This window comes from Okeania sp. SIO1H4, assembly GCF_010672695.1.
GTDB lineage: Bacteria > Cyanobacteriota > Cyanobacteriia > Cyanobacteriales > Microcoleaceae > Okeania > Okeania hirsuta.
The window spans coordinates 63,164-83,413 of record NZ_JAAHGB010000012.1 but is presented as its reverse complement, the minus strand read 5'-3'; the positions used below and the strand labels follow the sequence as shown (position 1 = coordinate 83,413).

The window sequence follows — 20,250 nt, the reverse complement described above, 5'->3', positions numbered from 1 at the left end:
TTAACTTCATAATTATTCGAGCGTATGGAAAACATAATAATTTCTCTACCCGACTCCCTGCGAGTCTACCTCGAAGAACAACTACAACTTGGTAGTTATAAAAATGCCAGTGAGTATTTTATGCTCCTAGTGCAGCAAGATCAACAACGCCAAACCAAGCAACGCTTAGAAACAAAGTTAATCCAAGGTATAGAGTCTGGTCCCGCCGAACCGATGACTGCACAAGACTGGGATGAAATTCGTCAAGCAGTGCGAGAAAGAAGTGTCAAGCGATCGTAAAAATAAAACTAAAGTATTTTTCTTAAAAAAGCGATCGCCAGTTTTGGCTATAATAAAAAATACACCTTTTTTCCTGTAAACCCATGAACAAAACCCAAACCGAACTACCCACAGACACTTGGATAACAGCAACTTGGGAAGAATATACCCAAATTATTGAAGACCCAAGTTACGAAAAAGCCAAAGTTTACTACCACAACGGAGGACTCAGAATCGAAATGTCACCATTAGGAAGCGATCATTCTAACGACCATATACTTGTCGTCGCAGCAATTACCCTCTTTACCGTCACGAAAAGCATCACCCTGACTGGTAAAGATAATTGCACTTACAGCAAAACAGGATGTCAAGCAACTCAACCCGATCTTTCCTATTACATTGGCGAAAATGCTGATGTTGTTCCTTGGGGAACTTCTATGGTTAACCTAGATATTTATCCTCCACCAAATCTAGTTATTGAAGTTGCCAATACTTCCCTTGCTGATGATAAAGGGGAAAAACGTTTGCTCTATGAAGCAATGAATGTAGCTGAATATTGGATAGTTGACGTACAGAAGGTAGAAATTATTGCCTTTGCTATTGCCAATGGAGGTAGTCAAAGAATTAACCAGTCTCAAGTTTTGCCAGGGTTAGCAATTTCTTTATTGCAAGAAGCACTGCAACGCAGTCGTCAAGAAAATCAAGCTCAAGTTTACACTTGGTTATTCAATCAGTTTCAGTCGTAGAATTTGCTAAGGTAGAGCGATCGCCTATTTTAGCTATAATAAAAAATACACCTTTTTTCCTGTAAACCCATGAACAAAACTCAAACACAATTACCCACAGACACTTGGATAACAGCAACTTGGGAAGAATATATCCAAATTATTGAAGACCCAAGTTACGAAAAAGCCAAAAGTTACTACAATCAAGGAAAACTCAGAATCGAAATGTCACCATTAGGATTCAAACACGGAAGAGACCATGCAGTTATCATCACAGCAATTAATGTATTTGCTGGTATCAAAAGCATTAACCTCACCTGTATAGATAATTGCACTTACCGCAAAACTGGACTTCGAGAAGCTCAACCAGACATTTCCTATTATATTGGAGAAAATGCAGATGTAATTCCTCCGGAAACATCTATTATTGAGCTAGATATTTATCCTCCACCAAACCTAGTTATAGAAGTTGCCAATACTTCCCTTGCTGATGATAAAGGGGAAAAACGCTTGTTGTATGAAGCAATGAATGTTGCTGAATATTGGATAATTGACGTGCAGAATGTGGAGGTTATTGCCTTTGCCATTGCCAATAGAGGTAGTCAAAGAATTAACCAATCTCAAGTTTTGCCTGGTTTAGCAATTTCTTTCTTAGAGGAAGTACTGCAACGCACTCGTCAAAAAAATCAAATCCCAATTTACACTTGGTTATTCAATCAGTTTCAATAGCAGGGAATAGGGAATAGGGAATAGGGGTGAAAAACATCTCTAAGATTCAAAGATTTATCATCCACATAAGTCAAACACCTATTCTTTTTTTACTTTAAGTATTGATTTCAATTATACCACAATTAGACCATTTCCTTCTTCCTTATTTAAAGATTAGATGATTTATGCTAATATACTTGAATCTGTTAGAGCGATTTAGAGTAGTAGCCAAAATTGGCTAACCTTGCTTTCTGTAAACTGAACTAGCAAAGACTAACTGCTTTTGCTCCACAAAACAAAAATAAAGTCAAAATATCTATTAGGAGGATAATGCATAGATGACCCAAGTGATACTAGGAGAAAATGAAGGAATTGAATCTGCATTACGTCGGTTTAAGCGACAAGTTTCTCAAGCTGGAATATTCCCAGATATGAAAAAACATCGCCACTTTGAGACCCCTATTGAAAAACGGAAGCGTAAAGCAATGGCTTTACAGAAACAAAGGAAAAGACGTTCCCGCTATTAATCTTTATTGCTTTATTGTAATTTGAATTTGTTGTCAATTAGTGTCTTTCTAAGTCTATAAGTCATTAAGAAGCTGTTAAGATAACTGTTGTTGAGACGCACCCAGGCGTCTCCCTGACACTACTAATACCATTTCTCAAAAACTTTTCTACACTTTGTTGAGCAGGGGAGTTGGGGAGTGGGTGAGCTGAGGAGTTGGGGAGAAGCAAACAAAAGAATAATTAACATGAACTGAGCTGAAATTAGTAAAAAAGTGATATTACTTGTGCTAATTAGTTAATAACTGAAGTACTGTCCTAAAGAAGTCAATACTTTTGGGAATTGGTATAACAACAAAAGAACTAAACATTAGCAATTCCTAATATTTGGTGAGGTACAAAGTTATGGTTTTTAGATAACAAGCAACAGCAAAGAAAAAAACAACTGTACCTCACCTATGGTGAAAAACTCTATATCTCAAAAATAATATTTATAAGTAACTATTTTCTGCTAAATTAATATTAATTTAATAACTGAATTTAACACTATATTTTGGGAGAGAAAAAAATGGCTGTAGAACAGCCGGAACTTATAGATATTTCCCCTTTTATTGACCACTCTTTATTAACAATTACCGCCACCCCAGAAGAAGTTTCAAAATTCTGTACGGACGCTGAAAAATTTAAGTTTCCTTCAGTTTGTGTATATCCTTACTACGTCAAACAAGTAGCCGAATTTCTCCATGGGAAACATCCAAAAGTTTGTACTGTGATTGGTTTTCCTCATGGTCAAACTACTGGTCAAGCTAAATTATATGAAGCTTCAGAAGCAGTAGAAAATGGCGCTTCAGAATTAGATGTGATGATTAATTTGAGTCACATCAAAACAGGCCAGACTAATGAATTACATCAGGAGATTGCGGAAATTTCAGAGGAAACTGGTAAAGCAGTCAAGGCCACTTTAGAGATGGCATTACTTACAGAAGCAGAGAAACGATTAGCGACAGAAGTTTTAATGGATTCTGGTGTGGCCTTTATTGTTACTAATACGGGATGGTATGGTGGAGCAACGGTGGCGGACGTGCAACTGCTTAAAGAAATGACCAAGACTAATGTGGGAATTAAAGCTGCTGGAGGAATTAAAACTTATGAGCAAGCAGTAGATCTAATTTCTGTGGGTGCTACTCGGTTAGGTACATCTCGTGGCCTAGAATTGCTCAAACAGCAAAAAGACCAATCGGAATTAAAATAAGACATGAAGGAAGGCAGAGGGCAAAAGGTAGAAAGCAGAAGGGAATATGATGAATAAGAGTGCAATAATTGATTTTATTTTTGACTATTGGAGATCTCTATAACTATTTAATTAAATATTATTGATATCCTGACTTTTGACTTCTAACTTATTCTTTACTTTTGACTTTTGACTTCTAACTTCTAACTTCTTCTTCACTTTTGACTTTTGACTTTTGACTTCTAACTTCTAACTTCTTCTTCACTTTTGACTTTTGACTTTTGACTTCTAAACTTCTTCTTCCTTCTTCCTTCTTCCCTCTTCCTTCTGAAAATATGTCCCGAACTTACAAAGCAACTGGAATAAATCTTAAAGCTATACCCATAGGCGAATCAGACCGTTTATTAACCATTTTGACTCCAGAATATGGTTTGATTCGAGTAGTAGCACCAGGAGTGAGGAAGCCAAAATCCAAATTGGGGGGCAGAAGTGAACTATTTGTCGTAAATCAATTATTAATTTCCCAGGGGCGATCGCTTGATAGAATAAATCAAGCAGAAACCATATTATCCTATGCGGGTCTTAGTCAAAACTTAGGAAAACTAGCAGCAGGTCAATACTTAGCAGAATTAGTTCTCCATCAAGCCTTGAGCGAACATCCCCAAGCAGAACTTTTCTATCTTCTCAGCGAACATTTGGAACGTATCGAAAAACTAAAAAATAAAACCGACCGCCTCTGGCATACCCAACTTATATCATATCTAGCTCATGGCATTTATCATCTATTAGCCATAGAAGGAATTGCCCCCCAAGTACAAATCTGTTGTATTACTGGACGTCCATTACAGCCAAACTTTAATCATCCTAATTGGCAAGTGGGATTTAGTATAGATTCAGGTGGAACCATTAAACTTGCCCATACTTCTGTGATTTCATCTTCACAGCAGCAAGTTAGGATAAATACTATGCTCAATGCCAATCAACTTTCACTATTTCAGCAGTTAGCTCAACCTCAGCTCAACGCTCAGGTAGAACTTACTTCTCATCAAGATTGGGTCATCGTTGAAAAACTTTTAAGAAAATATACTCAATATCATTTGGGTTACTCTATCCGCTCTGCGGCTCTTATCGATACTTATTTAGGATTTGCGTATGGAAATTCTTTTGGTATGGGTAGGAGTCAGGAGACAGGAGACAGGAGACAGGAGTTAGGGGAATGAGCGAGGAGGTAGGAGTAAGAATTGTAAGAGTGATTTTTCTGCCATAATCATCCCAAAATACTAGCTTTTTGAGTTTTTCAGACCAAAAACAGGCGCACTTTTTTTGACTAAAAAAGGCTGAAACCAATATCAGTCAATGCTTTGATATTTAATCAGCAAGCCCTATTTAGAATCTATATCTCCTTTAATAAAAAATGCAATTGTCTGATTCCGAGTTAAATACAACAGAAAAAGAACAAACACAACCAAAAGCAGACCCTATTTCGGCTGCATCCTTAGCAGACATAGAACCCGAACGTGGACTTTTGCCAGTACTGAAAAATGGTAAATTTTTAATCCTCTGGGGCGGTCAAGTATTTTCCCAACTTGCAGATAAAGTTTATCTGGTACTCACGATCGCTATTATTGCTAATCAATTCCAAGCAGCAGACCAAACTATAAGTAGATGGGTATCGGCAATTATGATTGCTTTTACTATTCCTGCGGTGCTATTTGGAGCTGGAGCTGGTGTCTATGTGGATAGGTGGCCGAAAAAGATAGTATTAGTGGCCACTAATTTACTAAGAGGAGGATTAGTTTTGATTCTGCCACTAATATTGTGGCTGTCTAACGATTTAAACCTGGGCAATTTACCTTTGGGATTTTGCTTAATGTTACTTTTAACTTTTCTAGTTTCTACCCTAACTCAATTTTTTGCCCCTGCTGAACAAGCGGTAATTCCTTTAATTGTAGAAAAGCGACATCTACTTTCGGCTAATTCTTTATATACAACTACTATGATGGCTTCTGTAATTATTGGTTTTGCAGTGGGAGACCCATTATTAGAATTGGCTGATAGTTTAGTAAGCAAAATTGGTGTAGGGGAAGCTATTGGTAAAGAGTTAGTTGTGGGAGGGAGTTATGCGATCGCTGGTTTATTACTAATTTTAATCAAAACTGGGGAACAGAAGGACTTAAGTGAAAAGGAACAACCTCATATTTTGGAAGACCTGGGAGATGGCCTAAATTATCTGAAAAATCATCTTCAAGTTCGTAATGCGATTATTCAACAAATCATTTTATTTTCTATTTTTGCAGCTTTGGCAGTATTAGCTGTACGTTTGGCAGAAATTATTCCTGGTATGGAGGCTGAAGAATTTGGATTTTTATTAGCTGCTGCTGGCATAGGTATGGCTATAGGTGCTGGAATAGTTGGTCAACTTGGGCATTGGTTATCTCACTTCCAACTCAGTCTCATTGGATCTATAGGAATGGCAAGTTCTTTAGTTGGTTTGTCGATATTTAACCAACAGTTGTGGGTGAGTATGGGTTTGATTGGTATTTTGGGAATGTTTGGTGCAATAGTGGGAGTGCCGATGCAAACTACTGTTCAAGCTGAAACTCCTGAAGAAATGCGGGGTAAGGTATTTGGTCTCCAGAATAATGCGGTTAATATTGCTCTTAGTTTACCTTTGGCTTTAGCGGGAGTTGCAGAAACTTTTTTGGGTTTATCGACAGTTCTTCTTGGTTTGGCAGGGGTGGCAATATTAGCAGGGATTTTCTTCAGTTTCTTTTCTATACCGAATTTTGAGGAGACAGGAGACAGGAGACAGGAGACAGGAGACAGGAGACAGGAGACAGGAGACAGGAGACAGGAGACAGGAGACAGGAGACAGGAGACAGGAGGCAGGAGACAGGAGGCAGGAGACAGGAGACATGGGAATGAGCGAGGAGGTAGAATTCAACAATGAATAATGAATAATGAATAATTACCTCTCCTTGAAAAGAAGAGGATTGACAAAGAGATGAAAATTTTTCTTTATTATCCCCTTAAAAGGGGAGGCACATACCCACAATTTTTCGGTAAGAATTGTCTCAGAATTGTTCTGCCCAACTATGCGCCTAAAATACGCTCCTTTTTGAGTATGAAGAGCTGAAACAGGCGCACTTTTTTTGACCCAAAAAAGGCTAAAGTCTTTATGTATCAATGCTTTTAGATTTAATCAGCAAGCCCTATCTAGCCGATTAAGATTTGGGGTGTAGGCAGGGCTAATACCATTTCTCAAAAATTTTTCTACTGGGTACTACTTGTTAAATAGAGCCCATAGGAAATTATAAATGCATCTAATTTCAATTAGACATCTCCGTCGCGATCTAGCACCACATCAGCATGATGTTCAAAAGCAAGTCAATGCTTGGTACGCAACTGTTAAAAGTGCTAAGTGGAAAAATTTAGAAGAAGTTCGCAGAATTTATCGAGATGCTGAAGCTGTAGGAAATTTTACGGTTTTTAATATTAAAGGAAATAGTTACCGTTTGATTGTTGGAATTAATTACGAAAATCAAACTATGTACTATAAATACTTTTTAACCCATGCTGAATACGACAAGAATAAATGGAAAGATGACCCTTACTTTTGACCAAACATATTATCGCGATTTACTAATCAAATTTACTCCAAAAGTTATAGAAACAGAACTAGAATACGAAGCATATTTGGAAGTATTAGAAGAGTTGACTTTTGCTAAAAATCTCACCCAGGAGGAAAAAGCTCTATATAAATTGTTAGTTTTGTTAATAGAAAACTATGAAACTGAAAATTATCCGATGACACCGGTAGAGCCTTACGAAATTTTACAGCATTTAATAGTAGCAAGCGGAATTAGTCAACAAGATTTAGTGGGAATTATTGGTTCTGATGAGGTAGTTTCTCAGCTTATGGATGGTAAACTTTCTTTGAATAACTGGCAGTCAAAAGCTCTAGCAGATTATTTCCAAATCTCTCCAACTATTTTTCAATTGTAGGTCTTAGTTAATGGATAAAGTTGATTTCGATAGATTCTCCTAGATACCATATAATTGCAAATACGTCAAACGAGCGTATAGGTAACTTGAAAAAATTAGTTCGTCATCCTTAAATCAATATGAGGCGATCGCCTGTCTAAGCAACTAAATCATAAGTGTTTCAGGCTGTAAAATATTTTTAGGTAATAAAAACCCTTGGATTATTGTTCATTTATACTATCACGGAAAGGCTGAAACTATTGAAACTATGTTGGCGATTTCAGGAAATTTTTCCTATTTTTTGTCAGAGATTGATGACAAAGTTGAAAATTTTAAAATCAGAAGTTCAGATTGATAATTAAAACTTTTCACAAGTAGCGATCGCTGAAGTCAGGAATGAGGATTAAATGAAATACAGAGAGAAAAAAGCAAACATTAAGTATACCGACTTCTGACTTTTAATGCCTGACTTATGACTAATAACTAGCTTATCTAACTTTTTAGATAGCAAGTGGTATTATTTACAAACTGAGGCGTTTTTGTCTATAGCAATTCTAAATAGGTTGCGGGTAATCAAAAAGTAAATAAAAAAATTAAAACTCTTACCTGTTCCCTGTTCCCTGTTCCCTAAAAAGCAGTAAGATTTTTGAGACGAATAAAATAGGATTGCTATATCAATGATAAAATCTCTCAAAAATAATATCTGCCTATTCATCTGAATGCATATTGCTTGGCTTGGAAAAAAATATCCTTTTTGTGGCAACGTTACCTACTCTAGAGAAATAACCAATGCTCTATTAGACCGGGGCTATCAGGTTAGCTTTCTTCATTTTGCTACTGAAGATAATGAACCTGATAAATGGCCAAGATTTCATGAAGTGTCTCTACCTTGTATCTACAAATCTCAGGGTTACACCATACCTAGTCTTAAATCTAGCAAAGTTTTGAGTGAGGCTTTACAGAAACTCAAGCCTGATATTGTTCATGCTTCTTTAACTCTTTCTCCTCTTGATTTCTTACTGCCTGAAATTTGCGAAGAGCTAAATATTCCTTTAGTTGCTACTTTTCATGCCCAGTTTGATAGTAAACCGCGCAATATAAAATCGGGGACTCAATTTTTGGCTTATCAGTTATATGCTCCTTTTTTGGCACATTATGACCGAGTTATTATTTTTTCTGAAATACAGAGAGATTTTTTGGTGAAATTAGGAGTCCCTAGTCAAAAGGTAGCAGTAATTCCTAATGGGGTTGATATAGATAAATATTCTCCTGGTATGTCTAGTCTCAAGGCTGAGTTAAATGCTCAACGTATATTCCTATATTTAGGTCGTATTTCCACAGCTAAGAATGTTGAATCTCTACTTAAGGCTTGGAAACATTCTGATATGGGAAATGGTAGCCATTTGATTATTGTTGGTGATGGACCATTAGCTGCTTCTTTGCAAATGTTTTATAGCGATGTGAAGGGAGTTAGTTGGTTTGGATATGTGAGTGATGAACAACGACGGATAGAAATTTTTCGTGGTGCGGATGTGTTTATTTTACCTTCTTTGGTTGAGGGTTTGTCTTTGGCTTTGTTGGAAGCAATGTCTTGTGGTTTGGCTTGTTTGGCGACGGATGCGGGTGCTGATGGTGAGGTGTTGGAGAATGGTGCGGGTATAATTTTAAATACTCATAATGTTACTACTCAGTTGCAAACTTTATTGCCTTTGTTTAAGGATCATCCTGAGTTAACTAGTATTTTGGGTCAAAAAGCGCGTCGGAGAGTTTTAGAACGTTATACTTTGAGTGGAAATATTGCTCAATTGGAAATGCTTTATGGCGAAGTTTTGCGAGAGAGAAATCTAAAGTTAAGTAGTTTTATTTAGACCCACATTCCAGACTATTCATAACAAGTATCAATACTTGCTAAAACCTTAACAAATATCGATCCAATCTCTTGAGAAATCCAGGATTTAAAAAGTCTATTATTAGCCGTGGATTTTTCATTTTTCTGTCTTAAATAAACGTCGAGTAGAACTGCTTATATCTCTAAAGTATTTCAAGGTAATATTATTATCAAGAAAAAATTTAATTATTTCATTACTACCAACATTTTTTGAGGTGTTGATAATATATTGATTGTGAGCAACCATTTCAATCTGAGTATATGATATTTCTTCAAGTAAATCCATTAATTCATTTTTTGATAGGTTACAACTTAATTCAAAGGCATTTTCTTCCCTATCTTCACCAAAATTTTTTAATTTACCATTGTAAACTACAGAACCCTCTTTGATAAAAATAATATTATCAGTGACATTTTCAACTTCATGTAAATGTTGTGAACTCAAAAGTATAGTTTTGGGATGAGCAAAAGAATCAGCTAAATATCTTAAATCCTGTAAGAATAGTAACTGAGTATTAACATCAAGATTTGCTAAAGGTTCATCTAATATTAAAAGTTGAGGATTACAGACTAATGCTTTAGCTAATGCAAATCGCATTTTAAAACCACCAGAAATCTCATTCCAACTTGCATTTTTATACTTATCTAAACCAAGTCGCCAGAGAATAAAATCAACTTCATCTTCATTTTCTTTTCTTCTAATACCATGAATAGCTGCTGCAAAATGCAGATTATCAACTAGGGTTCCTGTCCATTGTGGCAACTCTTGAGGAACGTATGCTATTTGTTGTTTGATTTTGTACCAAGATTTATCTTTTGATTTTGTCAAACCTGGATATTTAATAATACCGCTGGTTTGGTGTAACTCACCAGCAATTATTCTTAATAAAGTCGTTTTTCCATTACCATTTTCACCAACAAGAGAGGTTATTTCACCAAATTTTAATTCTAATCCCGATACAGATAACTGGAAGTCTGTTAATCTACCTGAATATTTTTTGGTGATATTTATTATATTAGCTACTACATTAATATTAGAGCTTTTAATACTTGATTTTTTTTGCTTTTTCCATGATTCCTTTATTTGTTCGTATGAAGTTTTTGGTATATTTTTTTCGGTATTTTCTTGGTCTAGATGTTTTTTATTAACATTGGTAGTATTATCTTTTGAATTAGATTTGGAAGGAGACTTATTGTTATTTTCTTGTGGAGGAACAACTGTGGGTATTGGTGAGTAATCTTTTCTATATTCTTCAACTATTAAATCAACAAATTCTAAAACAGAAAAAGTTAAACCTGAAAATTTTTCCCTGATAGTTTCTTCTGAAGAACTAGACTTTCGTTTATCTTCTCTCAGTTTAGTATAGCGACGCTGAAAATCAATTGCTTCATATTTACGTTTTTTATAAACTGCAAAATCATCAGCAAAATCCATTACTCTTTTAGTAGCTAAATCAAGCTGATTATCTTGAATAAGCTTTTTTATTTCTTGCTGAAAGTCTTCAGGTTGTCGATTTAGTTTTTCTGATTCTGCTGGCATTACTTGCATCCTAAGTTGGTCTAAATTAAATATTAACACCAACCATTTTCTGCCTAGTTCAATACATAACCATATACAGTTTCTATCTCTGTTTCTGTTAAACAGTCTTTGTAAGCTTACATATTATTTTTCCCATTCTTAACCAAGTAAGCGATCACCTTCACAAAATCTAGTTTATTTTTTTCTAAAGTCTCTATTTTGAAATTTTTTCCCATCTAACAATATTACCTCCATTAGCATGACAACCTACACAATGAATCTGAAAAAGTTCCACACCTTCTGTCATTTCTGCACCTAATTCATTAGGTATTTTCGTAACATGGAAAAACATAAATATTAATAAACAGGACTTACGCAAAAATCAGGTTTAGCAACTAAATTTCGTGCTTTAAAAAACAATAATTAGGGCAATAAACCCGGTTTCTTGTTTGGGTGCGTAAGTCCTGTTACATTTATTGATGCTCATCTACTTGGTAACTCGATAGGAGCCATCCTAAGTATGGGGCAAAAAGTCTCTTCCTTTCTGATTTTAGTATTAATGCTTTTTGTCTTAGCATCATCAGAAATTTTAATACCAATCAACTTTTAATTATTGTCGCTTAACTTAAAAAAACTAATGAAAAGAATTACTATGCTTAATTAAACTCATAAATTCTTGACGAGTTTTCACATCATCAGCAAAAACACCACGCATAGCGCTAGTAGTTGTCCAAGAACCTGGTTTTTGTACTCCACGCATGACCATACACATATGAGTTGCTTCAACAACTACAGCAACACCTAAAGGCTGAAGTAATCCTTGAAGTGCATCAGCTATTTGTGCTGTTAGACGTTCTTGTACCTGTAAACGTCGGGCATACATTTCACAAATTCGAGCAATTTTTGATAGTCCAATTACTTTTCCATTAGGAATATATGCTACATGAGCGCGACCAAGAATAGGCAAAATATGATGCTCGCAAGAGCTAAAAAGATCGATATCTCGAACTAAAACCATCTCTGAGATATCTTCATTAAAAACAGCTCCATTCAACAATTCATCTAGAGATTGATGATAACCTGAAGTGAGAAATTTTAGGGCTTTTACAACTCGTTTGGGAGTATCTAATAATCCTTCTCGGTCTGGATTTTCTCCTAATCCTATTAATAAAGTTCTCACCGCTTGAACCATTTCAGCTTCTGTAACAGGAGGCTGAGATTTTGTTTTCAATTCATCGGTAGAAACAAATTCTGGAGCTGTTGATAAAGTCATAGTTTGAAAGTTTGAAGGTTAATATTTTTTGGAACGTTTTAGCAGATATTTTCCAACATAAATTTCAGATTAGTTATGAGGATTATTATCTGTATTTCTCTGATAATCACCGTTCTTAATGTATCACATAGTTAGACAGTTTGTTAAATCTTGTTGAATCATTAATGGATTCAAATTTCGTCCAATCAATACTAACTGATTTGTCGGAGTGGTTGACCATTCCTCTACTTGCATATCATAGCGTTTGCCGCTCAATTGAAATATATGTTTTGATTCACTTTCTTTGAACCAAAGAATTCCTTTTGCTCTAAATATATTATCTGGTAATTCATCTAGAAAATTATGTTGAAATTTGAGGGCAGAAAAAGGTCTTTTACTTTGGAATGAAATAGATGTAAAACCATCATTTATTAGATGATTTTTAGGAATTTTTTGTAGTTCATGCTGATTATTATTCTCTTCTAGAGAATAAGGTTGAAGCTTGGATAGATTTACATCTAAAATTAAGTATAATGGTATCTTACTGTACTCACTTCTCAAAACCCTAGCTCCATTATTTACAGTTTTAATATAAGACTCTAAATAATCTACTCGATCTCGGGAGACTAAATCTGTTTTATTGAGTAAAATAATATCCCCATAAGCAATCTGTTTAAAAGCTGCCTCGCTATCAAAATGGTCTGGTGTAAAATTTTCACAATCTACTAAAGTTAGTACAGAATCTAAGTGAGTTAAATCTTTTAACTCTGTACTCAAAAAAGTTAACATAATTGGAAAGGGGTCTGCTAAACCAGTGGTTTCTATAATTAGATAATCAATTTTTTCATCCCGTTCTAAAATTTCGTAGACTGTATCTACTAATCCTTCGTTGATAGTACAACAAATACAACCATTGCTAAGTTCTACCATATTTTCATTAATATCTACTAATAACTGACTATCTATATTAATGTCCCCAAACTCATTAACTAATATTGCAACTTTTAAGTTGTGCTTATTATGCAAAATTTGATTTATTAAGGTTGTTTTACCACTGCCTAAAAATCCAGTTACTATTGTTATTGGCATCCCTCTTTTAGGAATATCTAATTGTAGTGAATTATTCATTATGGCTAAATTCATTGACGAAAACAGCTACTCTTAAATCTTGTTGATTTTGAAGAATACGATTGAGAAAGGTTGTTTTGTCATTAACAAGAAAACCAGTCATTTCAGTTATCAGTTATCAGTACCTCTGGTTGTTTGCGCAGCATTCCGTAGAAAAGCATTGTTAATATGGGTTGCTGACTAGCTGGAAAATTGCTATTTCTAGTTGACTTAAGAGATTCTTTGAGCTGATTTGCTTCAATATGTGGATATTTTACTTTTGGGGTCTCTATGATAATCATGATCATAATCAAAATTTGACATCTAGTCAATGGTCAATGGAGATTCGGGAAAATTTTCATTAATAGAGTGACAAACGCCTCAATCTTATTTTTGAATGGGCATTGATAATTGGTGGGATAATCGTGATGTCCATTGACATAGTTTGTTTAAAAACTTGGGAAATATCTATATTTTTCTTTTTTTCAAATCTTCTTCCTTACGCGTAAATTTTGACAAAGATTCTTGGCTATACTTATCCACATATTGGTAAGAATAAAGCAACAGTAAGTCATATACACCATAATAGACATCTCCAATAATCAAAAATAAAATTAATTATTGTACATTAATCATCAATTATTTCTCCCTACTCTCTACTTCCTCTTTTCTGGAGATGTGTAATGTTTAAATATTAGCTCTTATAGCTATATTTACTAATGCCAACCATTTTCTGCCTGCTTCAATACATAATCTGATACAGTTTCTATCTCTGTTTCTGTTAAACGGTCTTTGTAAGCAGACATATTATTTTTTCCATTCTTAACTAAGTAAGCGATCGCCTCAACAGAATCTAGTTTATTTCTTTTCAAAGTTCTGATTTTTAAGTTTTTCCACCATCTAACTATATTGCCTCCTCCAGCATGACATCCAGCACAATTAATTTGAAAAATTTCTGCTCCTTTCGCTGTTTCTGCTGCTAATGCAGGAGGTATTTCTATAAAGTTTATCAATGTGAATATTAATAAGCAAACTGTAATTATTTTTTTCACTTTTTTTCTCCTTAATTAATGAAAACTAATACAATAAAAAATCACCAAAAATTAACTTCATCAAATAATTTATGCCATTCTTTAACAGCAAAAATTGGTACGACTAATTCTGCTGATTTTTCACCTTGCAAAGGTATATTTATTCGCAGTGGAGCATCATAATTTAAGTGTTTCATTACTTCCAAAAAGTCATATTCTCCAACATTAGCAGGAAAAGAAGAATCAACCAAAATATCCTCTGCATTCCAGATATTACCAGTGCCAGTAGTAATTTGCAATTTTTGGGGATGAGCTAGTTCAATTATTCCAGGAAATCCTACCAATCGTAAGTTTAAAGTTATTAGTTTGCCAGATTTGATCCTTTTATATAGTACAGTTTGCCATGCTCTATCTGAAAGGTCTCGCAAACTTTGCCGAGAACGATACATGATTTGTGTAGAAGATTCGGGGTAAGTATGAATAGAAGCTAAAGCTGGTTGAGAATTACCAATAATCAAAAACAAGGATAATATGACTGTAAAAATCCAACGAAAATTAATCATACTTTTATAGCATTAGGGAATAGGAAATAGGGAATAGTAAACTGTTAAAGGGTTTTATGGTTAGGAGAAGTCAGTTGTGCAGCATTTGATTAACAATATGATTAACCTCAAATCTTCAAAAATTAGCTTCATAACATTAATAGTCAGCAGCTTTCAAAATATACTAACTATCATTAAAAGCTGTTAATTAAATGTAGTTTAATTATTGCTATGCTGATTAAATATAAAAGCACTGACAGGTAAAGGTTTTAGATTTTTTACAGCGAAAAAAAGTGCAACTTTTGAAGATTGAGCAACCAAAAAGTTAGGATAAAAGGCAGAATAATTGCAGAAAAATCAAGGGAGAAAATATCCGACTATCTACTATAAATTCCCCATTTATCCTGACTTATGACTCCTGCTCCTGACTCCTAGCTCATACCAAAAGATTTATTCAGCAAACCCTAATTAGCTAATACTCTCTGTTCTAATTGTAGTTCAAAACGTTCTCCAGGTTGAGCCTCTATTACTTTTGTATCCAGATTATTTTTGGTTAACTGAAGTTGTGTTTCTTCCACACTACCCTCTGCTTTGAGTAAAGATATTAATAATCCTTGAAAATCTATATCGCCCCCTGCTGCTGTAGGTAACATGACTTGGGGTTTCAACCATTGAGCTACTTGTAAAGCACTTTCATTTCCTTTAATTATCGGCCCGACTAACGGTAAATTCAAATTTATAATAGGGGTGATGACCACATTTATAGGAGCAAATTCTTTGATTTTTTCAGAATGGCTGCCATGTGGTTCATAGTAGATTGTATTGTCAGTGCTTAGGTCTTTAAAAATGTAACCGTTTTCTACTAAAGTTGGGCCAACGAGTGAACCAGGAACTGCTCTAATTTCAATACTATTATCAAAAGAATATGTCTCACCATGGGCAAGTGTGACTATTTGAGAATAGCCCAACTCTTGTACTACTTTTGCTGCAGTGGGAGAGGCGACTACAGGAATATTTTTGTTTAACTGTTTTAGGGTCTGAGGGTGAGCATGGTCTTCTAAACCTTGAGACAATACAATTAAATCTATATTTTCTGGTATGGCACGGGGAGTACGCCTCTCTCCTTTGAATAACCAAGGTAGATTACCGAAAACTAGGGGGCCAACTAACCAAGGGTCCAGCAGGAGTTGTTTGCCTCCAATTTCAATTAACCAGGAATTACTATCTAACCAAGTCAGATGCATAATATTTATAAAATTAAATTATCTTTCAATCATTATTGTAACAATTTATTACAATTGATGGGATATTGTCCATCGGCCATCAGTTGCTTAGGGTTAAGAGGCGATCGCAGATAGCTGAGTAGAGGAAATTAATAATAGACATTTCCAGAAAAGAGGGAACAGGGAACAGTGGTGCGACCCCGGGTCGGCGGCAGATGCACCTGGTAGCGGACAAAGAGAGGTAACAGGGATAAATAATTGACAATTTATAGATAAGAATTGCTTTGATTTTGGATTTTTACCAGATGTCTAATATGTTCGATAGTATTACTGTGTCTAGTTTAATTAAATTTGCTGGGTAAACAGTGTGAGAATTTTGCTCGCAAATATCTGATATCAAGTCCGGCAGGATCAGTATTATAAAGTTCAGGGAAGAAAGAAGACTTTAGTTATCTGGGAGAGAAGGAAGAAGATTTGAAAAAAAGAAAAAGTAGATATTTCCCAAGTTTTTATACAAACAATACCAACGCACATGATATTACTTCTTAAATCTAGCTGTGATTAACTTTGAAAAAAATATCCTAAAAGTTTCTTACCAAGGTAAAATTTTGTGTTTTTTTTCAAGGTCTTTTACTGGTGGGGATTGAGTATTAATATTCATTAACTTCAGATCAGGACTATTGATATAATGCCACTTAGATATAACAAAAAAAGTGAATTTATATTTCCGATAACTTTCGTAAAAAACCTGCTTATATAAAAGTTATAGATAGCAGTAATCTTGAGAGATAGGGGAAGAATATATAGTAACTGCTATGATTACTCTTGACTTATGGAATATTTAAAACAATGGAATATCAATACTCAACCTTATTCCTTCTCTCCTAGATAAGTAAAGCTTTCTTCTTTCTTGACTTCTGCTATATATTCCATAAATAACCAAATTCGATCGGTAAATTTAGGGAGTTTAAATCATTTTGTACATAACCATTGGAGGAGAAAAAATTTTCTGAGTTCTGAATTTAGCTTTGAGAATCTGCTTCAGAATTATATTTTACTTTTTCCCAGATAATAGTAGCTAGGAAACATAACATCATTAAGTAAAGTGGTACGCTTATCATCATCTATACTCCTAATTTTTATTCTAGTTCGTGTGTTTTTTATTGTTTGGGAATCAATTATATCTTCATTTTTTCTAGGAAACTTATTAACCATTTCCTATAAAAACCAAAAAGACCCCTAAGATTAATTATGACATAGTTTGCTTTTGTTGTCATCCCAACAGGAAAAATTGGTATTTACTGGAGAGAAATTTATTAATAACACACAGAAGCAAAATAGAGATATATTGAGTCAATATTTAAGTGGTGTATACTTATCAGTAATTACACTTTATTAGTAGTTATTTTCAGCTACTTAAAAATAACTTCAATATAAGAATTAGGATTTTCAGCAACCCAACCAAAAGGAGAATTATATCTAATTTCAAAATGAAGATGAGCTTCCTCAAAATCAGGTTTTCCTGTCTGACCAACTGTACCTAAAAGTTCTGCCTGTGCTATTTTTTGACCAGTTTTAACATTAATAGAATCTAAATGGGCATAACGAGTTTGCTTGCCAGCAGCGTGGTTAATTACTACTAAATTGCCATAATTACCTTGTTTGCCAGCAAATGCCACTATCCCTTCTCCTACAGAAAAAACTGATGTACCACTATTAGCAATTAAGTCTAAACCACTATGAAAAACTACTTGATTTTTAATCGGATGTAGTAACCAACCATAACCTAAAATAACCCTAGTTTCAAAAGGTAAAGGATAACCTTTTAATGAAGAAATTTGTGGGGGTGTTTTTCGCCCTGGAGACCAATTTACTCCTGGTAAAAAAACCACTTCTGGTGTCTGTTGTTCTGGTGTTTGTGGACAACCATTAACTTCATATAATGCGTCAGCACGGATATTATAATTTTCTGCAACATTTTTCCAAGTTGTGCCAGTAGGTACTTTCACAGCGATACCATTATAGGGAGGAATAATTATCTCAGTACCTACGGTTGGCGGACTTTTCTGTAGTACTCGATTAAATGCTAACAGGGTAGGAGGAATGAGGTTGTATTTTTGAGCAATAGTTTCAATGGTTTCTCCAGTGGTAATTGTATGACGTTGGAGGCGAGATAAAGCTGGTGGGGGACAAACTTCTTTTGCTTCTTCTGAAATGGAAGGAGCAGGAATTTTCATAGGTTGAGATTGAGCATTTGCCTGCATTAATAAAAGTGGATTAATAAACCACAATAATGTAGTAAAAAGGTAAAGGTAGGATTGAGAAGTCATAAGCAGTACAAATTGGAAAAAAATAGTTACCAGTTTGATATTAGCCTTTGATTAGAGATTTTTTCCCCTAGACAATTTTTGTCTGAGGAAGAAACGTTGAAATTTTCTAGAGCTAGAGTGAGATGATGAGTAATATCATTTCTCAAAAACTTTTCAACTTGGCTATTGAGTAGGGGAGTGGGGGAGTAGTAAACATAGGCAATACGCAACAGCATAGATCCCAAATAGACATCTGGTGATCATCAAAAATCGGCGTTGGTAAAGCGCGTGTATGATATTAATCTTAATTCTTTAGGAGTCAACCCACCCGCGTGCACCTCCCAGGAGGGGAAGTCAGAACTCAGTCCTCAGGAGGGAAGAAAGAAGAAGAAACCCTGAGTAGAAGGAGAAAGTTTTTTGGTCGCGTAAAGGTAACGGAGTTCTATCGCCCTCTTATCCGGACATGGTATCATACCTCAAATTACCAACGCCCAAAAATTCAATCAATGATCGCGCAAAAATCATCAATTCTTTCCCCCTGCTCCCTAGCTCCCTCTTTTCCGCAGAGGTCTAATAGGTTCTATAGCAAATATTGAGTTATTTAGGATTTATTGCGATCGTGAATCAAATACAGGAAAAAGTTTTTTCCGCTGTTCCCTCACAGGAATCAGCATTCTCATAGGGTTTTGCTAATTTATATCAAATCCGCTCGGGTTCGGTATAAAAAAAATTTTCATCTTCATCCAAGAGTAAATGTTTCGCGCATTCTCTTCCCTCCTGAGGAGGTCTTCCTGAGGAGGTTCTCCTAGATTAACTATCTAATTACACCGATGCTACCGGATTTGATATTACATCTGTCGTGCGCTCACGGTCGCACTGCTGTTCCCATATCTGGTGTTCCCTGTTCCCTGCTATAAAATTTTTAGGCGTTGCTGATTTGAGGTATGATATCTTGTCCGGATAAGAGGGCGAGCAAAAAACTTTCTCCTTTTACTCGGGGTTTCTTATTCTTTCTTCCTTCCTGAGGACTGACTCCTGACTCCTGACTCCTAAAGAATTAAAATTAATACCATACACGTGCTTCAGCAACGCCAATTTTTATTTTTGTGCAATAACTCCTACTGTTGCGTGATAAATTGCTTGCGTATTAGGGTCTTCTGCAAACAAACAATAGTTGTCAACGTCAGAGTAGCTTGCTTTACCAGTTGCAATATATTTTTCTGTAAGCTGCATTGCAGACATTTTCATCATTTTGGCTATTCCCGATCGCCCTGGAGAAACAGGAGCATCATTTTCTACGGATAACTTTTGCCAATCATACTTTTGCAATATCTCTGGTAACTTCGCTCCTAAAGCATAATCTGTTCCTCTATCTGCAAACATTTTCTCAATAGCAAGATTGACTTGGTCTACTGACTGACACATTTGACTATCTCCCGCAATAGCTTTAGCTGCAGAAAAATCTGGTTCTTCAATGACTAACCATCCACCAGGTTTGAGCAAATCTACCATTTTTGATAAGGCAAGTTGAAAGTCTCGAATATGGATGAGAAGACAACGTGCATGAATTAAGTCAAAAGATTGACTTTCCAGTGCAAGACGGCAAAAGTCTGCTTCTAAAACTTCAATATTAGATGATTGAATTTTTGCTAAAAAACGAGTATCTAGGTCAACGGCAACAACCTTTCCACTATCTCCAATAACTGTTGCGAGCCATTTAGCGATCGCTCCTGCTCCTGCTCCTACTTCCAGACATTGCCATTTTTCTGTGATTCCAGTTGTTAAAATTCGTTCACGAGTTTTTGGGTCAAAAATTTGTTCGATCGCCTGCAGTCTTTCTAATTCTTTGAGATTTTGAGTATTGCTAAAAATATAGTCTGTAGACCTTGACATCTATAAAAATATCCCCCTTCTATTGTTGGCTAATTACTTATATTTCCAACAACATAAGAGGGTATGCAATTTAAGA

21 protein-coding genes are annotated in these 20,250 nt (G+C 35.1%); 10 read left to right on the top strand and 11 right to left on the bottom strand.

Annotated elements, in window-relative coordinates; genetic code table 11:
• The first annotated feature begins 24 nt into the window (after positions 1-24).
• The 10 genes from F6K06_RS11365 (at position 25) to F6K06_RS11320 (ending at position 9,278) form a co-directional block, all read left to right on the top strand.
• Positions 25-279 carry a type II toxin-antitoxin system ParD family antitoxin gene (locus F6K06_RS11365; RefSeq protein ID WP_287241031.1) on the top strand — a complete coding sequence of 85 codons (255 nt, stop codon included), beginning with the start codon at positions 25-27 and terminating at the stop codon, positions 277-279.
• Between the two features lie 83 nt (positions 280-362).
• The gene (locus F6K06_RS11360; RefSeq protein WP_287241030.1) at positions 363-1,004 is read left to right on the top strand and encodes a Uma2 family endonuclease; all 642 of its coding nucleotides are present in this window, start codon (positions 363-365) and stop codon (positions 1,002-1,004) included.
• 69 nt (positions 1,005-1,073) lie between these two features.
• Positions 1,074-1,712: a Uma2 family endonuclease gene (locus F6K06_RS11355; protein ID WP_287241029.1), complete on the top strand. Its 639-nt coding sequence runs from the start codon at positions 1,074-1,076 to the stop codon at positions 1,710-1,712.
• 317 nt (positions 1,713-2,029) lie between these two features.
• The gene (rpsU, locus tag F6K06_RS11350) at positions 2,030-2,218 is read left to right on the top strand and encodes a 30S ribosomal protein S21 (RefSeq protein ID WP_011613894.1); all 189 of its coding nucleotides are present in this window, start codon (positions 2,030-2,032) and stop codon (positions 2,216-2,218) included.
• 545 nt (positions 2,219-2,763) lie between these two features.
• Entirely contained in the window at positions 2,764-3,447 is a 684-nt protein-coding gene (deoC, locus tag F6K06_RS11345) for a deoxyribose-phosphate aldolase (protein WP_287241028.1), read from the top strand.
• 314 nt (positions 3,448-3,761) lie between these two features.
• Positions 3,762-4,646, top strand: a complete 885-nt coding sequence (gene recO, locus F6K06_RS11340) for a DNA repair protein RecO (RefSeq protein WP_124145311.1) — start codon at positions 3,762-3,764, stop codon at positions 4,644-4,646.
• Positions 4,647-4,840: 194 nt separating this feature from the next.
• Positions 4,841-6,376, top strand: a complete 1,536-nt coding sequence (locus F6K06_RS11335; RefSeq protein ID WP_287241027.1) for an MFS transporter — start codon at positions 4,841-4,843, stop codon at positions 6,374-6,376.
• Positions 6,377-6,743: 367 nt separating this feature from the next.
• Positions 6,744-7,046, top strand: a complete 303-nt coding sequence (locus tag F6K06_RS11330; protein ID WP_287241026.1) for a type II toxin-antitoxin system HigB family toxin — start codon at positions 6,744-6,746, stop codon at positions 7,044-7,046.
• On the top strand, positions 7,000-7,431 hold the full coding sequence (locus tag F6K06_RS11325; RefSeq protein ID WP_287323240.1) for a type II toxin-antitoxin system HigA family antitoxin: 432 nt from the start codon (positions 7,000-7,002) through the stop codon (positions 7,429-7,431). Before F6K06_RS11330 ends, F6K06_RS11325 begins: the two co-directional genes overlap by 47 nt.
• A 698-nt stretch (positions 7,432-8,129) precedes the next feature.
• Positions 8,130-9,278, top strand: coding sequence for a glycosyltransferase family 4 protein (locus F6K06_RS11320; protein WP_124145314.1), 1,149 nt, complete (start codon positions 8,130-8,132; stop codon positions 9,276-9,278).
• 117 nt (positions 9,279-9,395) lie between these two features.
• On the opposite strand, the gene F6K06_RS11315 is transcribed toward F6K06_RS11320, so the two are convergent.
• The 11 genes from F6K06_RS11315 to F6K06_RS11265 form a co-directional block, all read right to left on the bottom strand.
• A complete protein-coding gene (locus F6K06_RS11315; protein WP_161564561.1) occupies positions 9,396-10,838 on the bottom strand; it encodes an ATP-binding cassette domain-containing protein in 1,443 nt (480 codons plus the stop codon).
• 193 nt (positions 10,839-11,031) lie between these two features.
• Complete coding sequence (locus F6K06_RS11310) at positions 11,032-11,169, bottom strand: hypothetical protein (protein WP_240038973.1); 138 nt, start codon at positions 11,167-11,169, stop codon at positions 11,032-11,034.
• Positions 11,170-11,451: 282 nt separating this feature from the next.
• The gene (gene folE / locus F6K06_RS11305; RefSeq protein WP_287241021.1) at positions 11,452-12,090 is read right to left on the bottom strand and encodes a GTP cyclohydrolase I FolE; all 639 of its coding nucleotides are present in this window, start codon (positions 12,088-12,090) and stop codon (positions 11,452-11,454) included.
• A 123-nt stretch (positions 12,091-12,213) separates the two neighbouring features.
• A complete protein-coding gene (locus tag F6K06_RS11300; protein ID WP_287241019.1) occupies positions 12,214-13,197 on the bottom strand; it encodes a GTP-binding protein in 984 nt (327 codons plus the stop codon).
• Positions 13,190-13,300, bottom strand: a complete 111-nt coding sequence (locus F6K06_RS11295; protein ID WP_124145318.1) for a GTP-binding protein — start codon at positions 13,298-13,300, stop codon at positions 13,190-13,192. Before F6K06_RS11295 ends, F6K06_RS11300 begins: the two co-directional genes overlap by 8 nt.
• A 1-nt stretch (position 13,301) precedes the next feature.
• The gene (locus tag F6K06_RS11290) at positions 13,302-13,478 is read right to left on the bottom strand and encodes a hypothetical protein (RefSeq protein ID WP_161564562.1); all 177 of its coding nucleotides are present in this window, start codon (positions 13,476-13,478) and stop codon (positions 13,302-13,304) included.
• Positions 13,479-13,892: 414 nt separating this feature from the next.
• On the bottom strand, positions 13,893-14,228 hold the full coding sequence (petJ, locus tag F6K06_RS11285) for a cytochrome c6 PetJ (RefSeq protein ID WP_124145319.1): 336 nt from the start codon (positions 14,226-14,228) through the stop codon (positions 13,893-13,895).
• Between the two features lie 41 nt (positions 14,229-14,269).
• Entirely contained in the window at positions 14,270-14,770 is a 501-nt protein-coding gene (locus F6K06_RS11280) for a DUF3122 domain-containing protein (RefSeq protein ID WP_124145320.1), read from the bottom strand.
• A 443-nt stretch (positions 14,771-15,213) separates the two neighbouring features.
• Positions 15,214-15,993 carry an MBL fold metallo-hydrolase gene (locus tag F6K06_RS11275; protein ID WP_124145321.1) on the bottom strand — a complete coding sequence of 260 codons (780 nt, stop codon included), beginning with the start codon at positions 15,991-15,993 and terminating at the stop codon, positions 15,214-15,216.
• A 1,391-nt stretch (positions 15,994-17,384) separates the two neighbouring features.
• Positions 17,385-18,302 carry a M23 family metallopeptidase gene (locus tag F6K06_RS11270; RefSeq protein ID WP_124154554.1) on the bottom strand — a complete coding sequence of 306 codons (918 nt, stop codon included), beginning with the start codon at positions 18,300-18,302 and terminating at the stop codon, positions 17,385-17,387.
• Between the two features lie 1,077 nt (positions 18,303-19,379).
• Positions 19,380-20,174, bottom strand: a complete 795-nt coding sequence (locus F6K06_RS11265) for a bifunctional 2-polyprenyl-6-hydroxyphenol methylase/3-demethylubiquinol 3-O-methyltransferase UbiG (protein ID WP_287241015.1) — start codon at positions 20,172-20,174, stop codon at positions 19,380-19,382.
• Positions 20,175-20,250 lie beyond the last annotated feature (76 nt).